8 protein-coding genes are annotated in these 7213 nt (G+C 71.7%); 6 read left to right on the forward strand and 2 right to left on the reverse strand.

The window, feature by feature from the left end; translation table 11 throughout:
* Positions 1–282 precede the first annotated feature (282 nt).
* The 4 genes from JYK17_RS29340 to JYK17_RS29355 all read left to right on the forward strand — a co-directional run bounded on the left by JYK17_RS29340 (position 283) and on the right by JYK17_RS29355 (position 3582).
* A complete protein-coding gene (locus JYK17_RS29340) occupies positions 283–1503 on the forward strand; it encodes an NAD(P)-dependent malic enzyme (protein WP_108014827.1) in 1221 nt (406 codons plus the stop codon).
* Positions 1504–1724: 221 nt separating this feature from the next.
* Positions 1725–2690, forward strand: coding sequence for a zinc-binding dehydrogenase (locus JYK17_RS29345; protein ID WP_108014828.1), 966 nt, complete (start codon positions 1725–1727; stop codon positions 2688–2690).
* Positions 2691–2806: 116 nt separating this feature from the next.
* Positions 2807–3016 carry a helix-turn-helix domain-containing protein gene (locus JYK17_RS29350; RefSeq protein ID WP_016437953.1) on the forward strand — a complete coding sequence of 70 codons (210 nt, stop codon included), beginning with the start codon at positions 2807–2809 and terminating at the stop codon, positions 3014–3016.
* Positions 3016–3582, forward strand: coding sequence for a Clp protease N-terminal domain-containing protein (locus JYK17_RS29355; RefSeq protein ID WP_222811538.1), 567 nt, complete (start codon positions 3016–3018; stop codon positions 3580–3582). Before JYK17_RS29350 ends, JYK17_RS29355 begins: the two co-directional genes overlap by 1 nt.
* Before the next feature lie 118 nt (positions 3583–3700).
* Here JYK17_RS29355 and JYK17_RS29360 read toward each other — a convergent pair whose 3' ends face one another.
* Both JYK17_RS29360 and JYK17_RS29365 read right to left on the reverse strand, forming a co-directional pair.
* Positions 3701–4720, reverse strand: a complete 1020-nt coding sequence (locus JYK17_RS29360) for a PadR family transcriptional regulator (protein ID WP_108014830.1) — start codon at positions 4718–4720, stop codon at positions 3701–3703.
* A 1-nt stretch (position 4721) separates the two neighbouring features.
* A complete protein-coding gene (locus tag JYK17_RS29365) occupies positions 4722–5747 on the reverse strand; it encodes a DUF4097 family beta strand repeat-containing protein (RefSeq protein ID WP_222811539.1) in 1026 nt (341 codons plus the stop codon).
* 145 nt (positions 5748–5892) lie between these two features.
* On the opposite strand from JYK17_RS29365, the gene JYK17_RS29370 reads away from it, so the two are divergent.
* The gene (locus JYK17_RS29370) at positions 5893–6744 is read left to right on the forward strand and encodes a hypothetical protein (RefSeq protein ID WP_128801941.1); all 852 of its coding nucleotides are present in this window, start codon (positions 5893–5895) and stop codon (positions 6742–6744) included.
* Positions 6745–6859: 115 nt separating this feature from the next.
* On the forward strand, positions 6860–7039 hold the full coding sequence (locus JYK17_RS29375; RefSeq protein WP_003992906.1) for a DUF6104 family protein: 180 nt from the start codon (positions 6860–6862) through the stop codon (positions 7037–7039).
* Positions 7040–7213: the final 174 nt, after the last annotated feature.

Genomic DNA, 7213 nt, shown 5'->3' on the forward strand with positions numbered 1-7213 from the left:
GCGATCTTCGTGAACGTGTCGCTACATTTCATGACCATTCTTGTCATCGAGACGTGACCTTCCACTCTCGGGATGTGACCTTGCGCTTAATGGGCTCGTCCTCGGCGCGGTCCGTCCGGTAAGAAGGTTCTTTACACCCCTCATCCGGGGCTCGAGGCGCGTGTGCGGCGCGCCCGTCGCGTATGACCCCTACGCAATCAACATCGGGGCATGCGCGGTCCCGCCCGTTCCTCACCAGGAGCGGCCACCCTCAACCAATGAAGATCTAAGGGGTAGAACAAAGTGGCAGCGGAGATCGTCAATCCTCGCAGCGACAGCAAAACGGATCAGGACGGGGCAGAGCCCCTCGATTCCTTCGATCCCGTGTTCGCGCTGCACCGCGGCGGCAAGATGGCCGTGCAGGCCACCGTGCCGGTCCGTGACAAGGACGACCTGTCCCTCGCGTACACGCCCGGCGTCGCGCGGGTGTGCACCGCCATCGCCGAGCAGCCTGCGCTCGTGCACGATTACACGTGGAAGTCGTCCGTGGTGGCCGTGGTCACCGACGGCACGGCGGTGCTCGGCCTCGGGGACATCGGTCCCGAGGCCTCCCTCCCGGTGATGGAGGGCAAAGCGATTCTGTTCAAGCAGTTCGGCGGCGTCGACGCGGTGCCGATCGCGCTCGACTGCACGGACGTCGACGAGATCGTCGAGACGGTCGTGCGCCTCGCCCCGTCCTTCGGCGGCGTCAATCTGGAGGACATCTCGGCACCGCGGTGCTTCGAGATCGAGCGCAGGCTCCAGGAGCGGCTCGACATCCCGGTCTTCCACGACGACCAGCACGGCACGGCGGTCGTCACGCTCGCCGCGCTGCGCAACGCCGCCCGGCTGAGCGGCCGGGCCATCGGGGACCTGCGGGCGGTCATCTCGGGCGCCGGTGCGGCCGGGGTCGCCATCGCCAAGATGCTGATCGAGGCCGGCATCGGTGACGTGGCCGTCGCCGACCGCAAGGGCGTCGTCTCGGCGGACCGCGAGGACCTGACGCCGGTCAAGCGCGAGGTCGCCTCCTTCACCAACAAGGCCCGGATCACCGGGTCGCTGGAGTCGGCGCTGCAGGGCGCGGACGTCTTCATCGGCGTTTCCGGCGGTACGGTCGCGGAAGAGGCCGTCGCCTCGATGGCGAAGGGCGCGTTCGTCTTCGCGATGGCCAACCCGAACCCCGAGGTGCACCCCGAGGTCGCGCACAAGTACGCGGCGGTGGTGGCGACCGGGCGCTCGGACTTCCCGAACCAGATCAACAACGTGCTGGCGTTCCCGGGCATCTTCGCGGGCGCGCTGCAGGTGCGGGCCTCCCGGATCACCGAGGGCATGAAGATCGCGGCGGCGGAGGCGCTGGCCGGTGTCGTCGGTGACGACCTCGCCGCCGACTACGTCATCCCCTCGCCCTTCGACGAGCGGGTCGCCCCGGCCGTCACGGCGGCCGTCGCCGCCGCGGCGCGCGCCGAGGGCGTCGCACGGCGCTGACGCGTACGTCTGCCGATCGGCCCCGTTCTTCGGACGGGGCCGATTTTTTTGCCGCGCGCCCGCCCGTTCGGGTGAGCGAGGGCGGGGTGCCTGGGGGAGAGGGCGCTTGGTGCGAGGACGCTCGGCGAGAGAGCAGTTGGCGAGAGCGCGGTTGGCAAGAGGACGTGTGTCACAGCGCGCTCGAGTTCCGTCGGCTGTAAACGCCACCTATCGTCGACGTCATGTTCGCCGTCTACGCCGCCCGAATCGACCGCGACCAGCCGCTGAGCGGCCTCGAGTTGGGGGAGCGCCCCGCTCCCGAGGCCCGGGCCGGCTGGAGCACCATCGACGTCAGGGCCGCTTCCCTCAACCACCATGACCTCTGGTCGCTGCGGGGCGTGGGCCTCCCGGAGGACCGGCTGCCGATGATCCTCGGCTGCGACGCCGCCGGGATCGACGAGGACGGCAACGAGGTCGTCCTGCACTCCGTGATCGGGCAGAGCGGTCATGGCGTGGGCCCCAAGGAGCCGCGGTCCATCCTCACCGAGCGCTACCAGGGCACGTTCGCCGAGCAGGTCGCCGTGCCGACCTGGAACGTCCTGCCCAAGCCCAAGGAGCTCTCCTTCGAGGAGGCGGCCTGTCTGCCGACCGCCTGGCTGACGGCGTACCGCATGCTCTTCACCAACGCGGGCGTACGTCCCGGCGACTCGGTCCTCGTCCAGGGCGCCGGCGGCGGTGTCGCCACGGCCGCGATCGTGCTCGGAAAGGCCGCGGGGCTGCGGGTCTTCGCCACCAGCCGTGACGAGGCCAAGCGCAAGCGGGCGATCGAACTGGGCGCCGTCGAGGCCGTCGAGACGGGGGCCCGGCTTCCGCAGCGCGTGGACGCCGTGATCGAGACCGTGGGTGCGGCGACCTGGTCGCACTCGGTGAAGTCGCTGAAGCCCGGCGGGACGGTCGTCATCTCGGGGGCGACGAGCGGGGACCGGCCCTCGCACGCCGAACTGACCCGGGTCTTCTTCCTCGAGCTCAAGATCGTGGGTTCCACGATGGGCACCAAGGACGAACTGGAGGACCTGCTCTCCTTCTGCGCCGCCACGGGCGTACGTCCCGTCATCGACGAGGTGCTGCCGATGGAGCGGGCGCGTGAGGGGTTCGAACGGATGGAGTCCGGCGGGCAGTTCGGCAAGATCGTGCTCACCAACGGCTGACCTCTTCTCTTACGCGGGCGGCGGGTTCGGGTGACCGGGCCCGCCGTTGGCGTTCTCGCGGGCCGTTGTGTCAACCCGGGTTGACGGACGGGCGCTCGTCAACGTAGGTTGACGTCATGACCGAAGCAACAGATCTCGCCGAGCGTGCGGGCGACCGCGATCCGCGGGTCGGACTGCGCGCCGTCGCCGCACTGCGCCGGCTGCTGGAGCAGCTGGAGGCGGTGCAGGTGCGCAGCGCGCGCAACCAGGGCTGGTCGTGGCAGGAGATCGCCGCGGAACTCGGTGTGAGCAGGCAGGCCGTGCACAAGAAGTACGGGAGGCATTGATGTTCGAACGGTTCACGAAGGACGCCCGTGAGGTGGTTCAGGGAGCGGTCGAGCAGGCCGAGCGGGCGCGGTCGTCGTCCGTCGGCGCCGAGCATGTGCTGCTCGCGCTGCTCGACCGGGAGGGCAGCCGCGCGTCGTTCGCGCTGGCGTCGCTCGGGCTGTCCGGCGAGCGCAAGCAGTCGGTACGGGAAGATGTCGCCGAGGCCCGGCGGCGGGCCGGGCTGTCGCAGGCCGACACCGACGCCCTCGCGGGGCTCGGCATCGACGTCTCCGAGATCGTCGCCCGGGTCGAGGAGGCGCACGGCATCGGCGCGATGTCCGGCGACCGCAAGGACAGGAGCTGGTGGTCCGGTCGCCGTACGTTCGGCCGGGACGCCAAGGAGATCCTGGAGAAGTCGCTGCGCATCGCCGTCGCCCAGCGCGACCGCCACATCGGCGACGAACACCTCCTCCTCGCCCTGACCACCCGCCCCGGAGTCCCCGCCGAAACCCTCGCCGCACACGGGGTGACCCATGAGTCGCTCCTGCGCGTTCTGTACGGCGGCGGCGAGGCGAAGGCCGGGTGAGGGGCTGGCGGACGGATCGGCTGAGGGGCTGGGCGCCGGGCCGACGAGGCGATGCCCCCGCGGGGCGCATCGCCCGGGCCGGTTGCGCCGGCCCTCAGTCCCTCCGCGCCCCGGCGCTTCAGACCCTAGGGCGGCGCAGTAGTGCGCCGATGTGGGCTGCTGCCGTTGACAGGTGGCGGCGGGCGTCGCGTAGTTGTTCGTCTGTGACGCCGTGGTCGCGGGCGGCGTCGCGGATGTCGTCTCGGAAGCGGTCGAGGAGGCGGTCGAGGTCGCGGGCCGCGTCGCCGCTGGATTCCTCGTGTGCCCAGGACGGTTCGTACTCGGCGGGGAAGTCCTCCGGGGTGTGTGAGTAGTCGCCGCCCCGGCCGAAACCGAAGTCCTTGCCGAACTCCTTGCCGAAGTCGCCGAACTCCTTGGCCAGTTCGGTCAGGCCCTCGCGCACGCCCGTGGGCCAGTCGCCGCGTGCGAAGTGGTCCTGCACCTGCTCCTGCACCCGCCGTCCGATGCGCTGCAGCTCCTCCTGCGCCTGGGCCCGGGCCCGCTCCTGGGCCTCCTTGGCCTGGCGCCGGGCCCGCTGGGCCTCCTCGCGGGCCCTGCGGCTCTCGTCCTTGGCGCGCCGGGCCTGTTCCTTCCACTCCTGCCTGACGCGGCGCATCTCGTCCTTGGCGGCGCGCCACGCCTCCTTGTCGGCGAAGTCCGCGAAGTCCCCGAGGGGACCGTTCTTCTCGCCGCGGCCCTTGGCGCCCCCGCGGCGTGCCTCGGAGGCCGCGGCCCGCATCTCGCGGCGCAGATCACCCGCGGCACCGCGCACATCGGCCTGGATCTCGGCGGCCAGCTCGGCGACCGACTCGCGGATCTCCAGCTCCAGGTCGGCCAACTCGCCGCTGCGGTCGGCCAGTTCGGCCCGGCCGGCGTCCGTGATGGCGTACACCTTGCGGCCGCCCTCGGTGGTGTGGGTGACCAGGCCCTCGGCCTCCAGCTTGGCCAGCCGGGGGTAGACGGTGCCCGCCGACGGTGCGTACAGCCCCTGGAAGCGCTCCTCCAGGAGGCGGATCACCTCGTAGCCATGGCGCGGAGCCTCGTCCAGCAGTTTGAGCAGGTAGAGGCGGAGGCGGCCGTGGGCGAAGACGGGGGGCATGTCAGAGCACCTTCTTGTCGGTCGTGCCGTCGGCCGGGGCGTCGGACGGGCCGTCGCCGGGGCCGGAACCGGAATTGTCCCCCTCGGTGGCCGTCTCCTCGGACACCGGGTGGATGTTCTCGGTGCGGATGTCCTCGGGACCGGAGTCCTCGGGACCGGAGTCCTCGGGACCGGAGTCCTCGGGACCGAAGTCCTCGGGCTCCACGTCCCAGGGCTCGTCCTCGGCCGGCGGCCTGCGCAGCAGGGCGATCGAGCCCGAGACCGTGGTCGCCTTCAGGCTGCCGTTGCCCGAGCCGAGCCGGCCGGTGATCCGCTTGGCGCCCCACTGGCCGCTGACCCGCAGGTCCTCGAAGGCGTTGGAGACCGTGCCGCTCGCGGTGTTCGCCTCCACCTCCGCGTCCACCGGCTGCGGCAGCCGGATGGCGATCTCGCCCGAGACGCTGGTGAGGTTGACGTCCGTCGGGCGGCCGGTCGGGTCGATGTCGACGATCATCGAGCCGCTCACCGAGTCCGCCTTGACGGACGAACCCGCCTCGACGACGGTCAGGTCCCCGGAGACGGAGTTGAACCTGAGGTCCCCGCTGAGGGCCTGCGCCTCCACGTTCCCCGAGACGGTGTCGGCGCGGACCGGGCCGGTCAGCCTCACCAGCGTGGTGTCGCCGGTGACGCCCTTGACCTCCGCGCGTCCCTCCAGCCCGGAGAGCACGGCGGTGGCGCCGACGACGCCCACCTCGACCCCGGTGCCGGCCGGGACGGCGAGGGAGACGACGGCGCTGCGCCGCCATCCCTTGCGGTCGAGCCACTTGAGGAAGCCCTTCCAGGGCAGGTCGTCGTAGGCGACCGTGAGGGTGCCGCCCTGCTGGGTCACGGCGAGGGGTGGTCCCTCGATCTGGGTGACCTCGAGCCGGGCGGAACCTTCGTCGGTCCCCACCACGTTGACCGTTCCGTTGACGATGCGTACGTGGAGTTCTCGCACGCGCTCGTCGAACGTCAGCTTCCGCGGCTCCGTGACGGACCACTCGGACATGGTGCAGACCTCCCCGTCGCAACGCGCCATATCGCGTCTTCTCCAATTCACGATATATCGCGGCCGGTGAAAGTCAAGGCACCCGTTCTGGTGACCTCTGACTCCCCAAAATGACCCATCGTGCGAATCGCCCTAGTTTGTGACCATGTCGTCGGAAGCCCCTCGCACCGGCCCGACCGGTCCCGCCGCTCCCGGGCCCGGCGCCCTGCTGCTGTGCCGGGCGGCGCCCGGGTCCGTCGCCCCGGCCGCCCACCTGCTGCGCGAGCGGCTGCTGCTCAGCGGCGCCGGCGAGGACTGGAGCGTGCTCGTCCCCGAGGGCCGGCCGTGGCTGCACGACGGCGAACCCGTCGACCGTGTCATGACCGGCTGGGCCACCGCCCTCGCCGTCGCCGCCCCCTGGCCGGTGCTCGCCCTGTGGTGGGACGCCGACCGCGCCGGCTTCACGCTCGCGTCGGGCTTCCGCCGCCCCGTCGGCTACGTCTGGCTCGCCAACGGCACCCCGGCCGGCGAGGACGAGGCGATGCGTACGTTCGCGACCCGTCTGGGCCTGGACCCGGTGCTCGACCTCCAGGCCCTGGAGCAGCTCACGAGGGCGGACCCCGAGGCCGACTCCCGCGCCCGCCTGCGAACCCTGCTCGCGGTCCTCACGCGCGCGGGGATCGCCCTTCCGGACGGCCTCGCGCCGGGCGAGCCCACCGACCGCCTCCGCGAGGCGGCCACAGCCCTGGCGGACACCCGCGCCGTCGACCGCCCCGGCCTGCGCGAGGCGGTCCGCACGGAACTCGACGCCGTCGGCAGCAGCCGCCTCGCCCCCTGGATGCCCTGGTCCGGCACCCCACGCTCCCGCGCCCTGGCCCTCGCCCAGCTCGCGGCGGGCCTCCCTCTCACCGTGTGGGGCGTGCGGCGGCGCAGCGGGGGCTGGGTCGCGGCAGGGGTACTGCTGCTGGGGCACGGGATGACGGGACTGGCGTACGAACTGATGCGACCACGCGACTGACGCCGACCGGTGCGGGTGACCGACGCCGACCGGTGCGGCCGGGTCCGGAGCCCGGCGTTCCTTGCTTAGGCTTGGGTCCTGACCCCGCCGTACGGACGCACGCAGGAGAAACCCCATGTACTTCACCGACCGCGGTATCGAGGAGCTGGAGAAGCGGCGCGGCGAGGAAGAGGTCACGTTCGAGTGGCTGGCCGAGCAGCTGCGGACGTTCGTCGATCTGAACCCGGACTTCGAGGTGCCGGTCGAGCGGCTGGCGACCTGGCTGGCCCGGCTCGACGACGAGGACGACGAGTAGCCCGCACAACGCCGAGGGCCCGGCACCGAGTTCTGCGACTCGGTGCCGGGCCCTCACAGTTGCCGTAGGGCCGGGGCCTAGGCCTCGAACACCTCGCGCACCAGCTGCTCCTGCTCGGCCTGGTGCCGCTTCGCGGAACCGACCGCCGGGGACGAGCTGTGCGGACGCGAGATG

The sequence above is a fragment of the Streptomyces plumbidurans genome (genome assembly GCF_019857225.1).
Lineage (GTDB): Bacteria > Actinomycetota > Actinomycetes > Streptomycetales > Streptomycetaceae > Streptomyces > Streptomyces plumbidurans.

Excerpts from the sequence above, each read along its gene's own strand:
- JYK17_RS29355 (WP_222811538.1), top strand. The coding sequence starts at position 3,016 with ATGTTCGAACGGTTCACGAAGGACGCCCGTGAGGTGGTTCAGGGAGCG.
- JYK17_RS29365 (WP_222811539.1), bottom strand. The coding sequence starts at position 5,747 with ATGTCCGAGTGGTCCGTCACGGAGCCGCGGAAGCTGACGTTCGACGAG.
- JYK17_RS29360 (WP_108014830.1), bottom strand. The coding sequence starts at position 4,720 with ATGCCCCCCGTCTTCGCCCACGGCCGCCTCCGCCTCTACCTGCTCAAA.
- JYK17_RS29345 (WP_108014828.1), top strand. The coding sequence starts at position 1,725 with ATGTTCGCCGTCTACGCCGCCCGAATCGACCGCGACCAGCCGCTGAGC.
- JYK17_RS29375 (WP_003992906.1), top strand. The coding sequence starts at position 6,860 with ATGTACTTCACCGACCGCGGTATCGAGGAGCTGGAGAAGCGGCGCGGC.
- JYK17_RS29350 (WP_016437953.1), top strand. The coding sequence starts at position 2,807 with ATGACCGAAGCAACAGATCTCGCCGAGCGTGCGGGCGACCGCGATCCG.
- JYK17_RS29370 (WP_128801941.1), top strand. The coding sequence starts at position 5,893 with ATGTCGTCGGAAGCCCCTCGCACCGGCCCGACCGGTCCCGCCGCTCCC.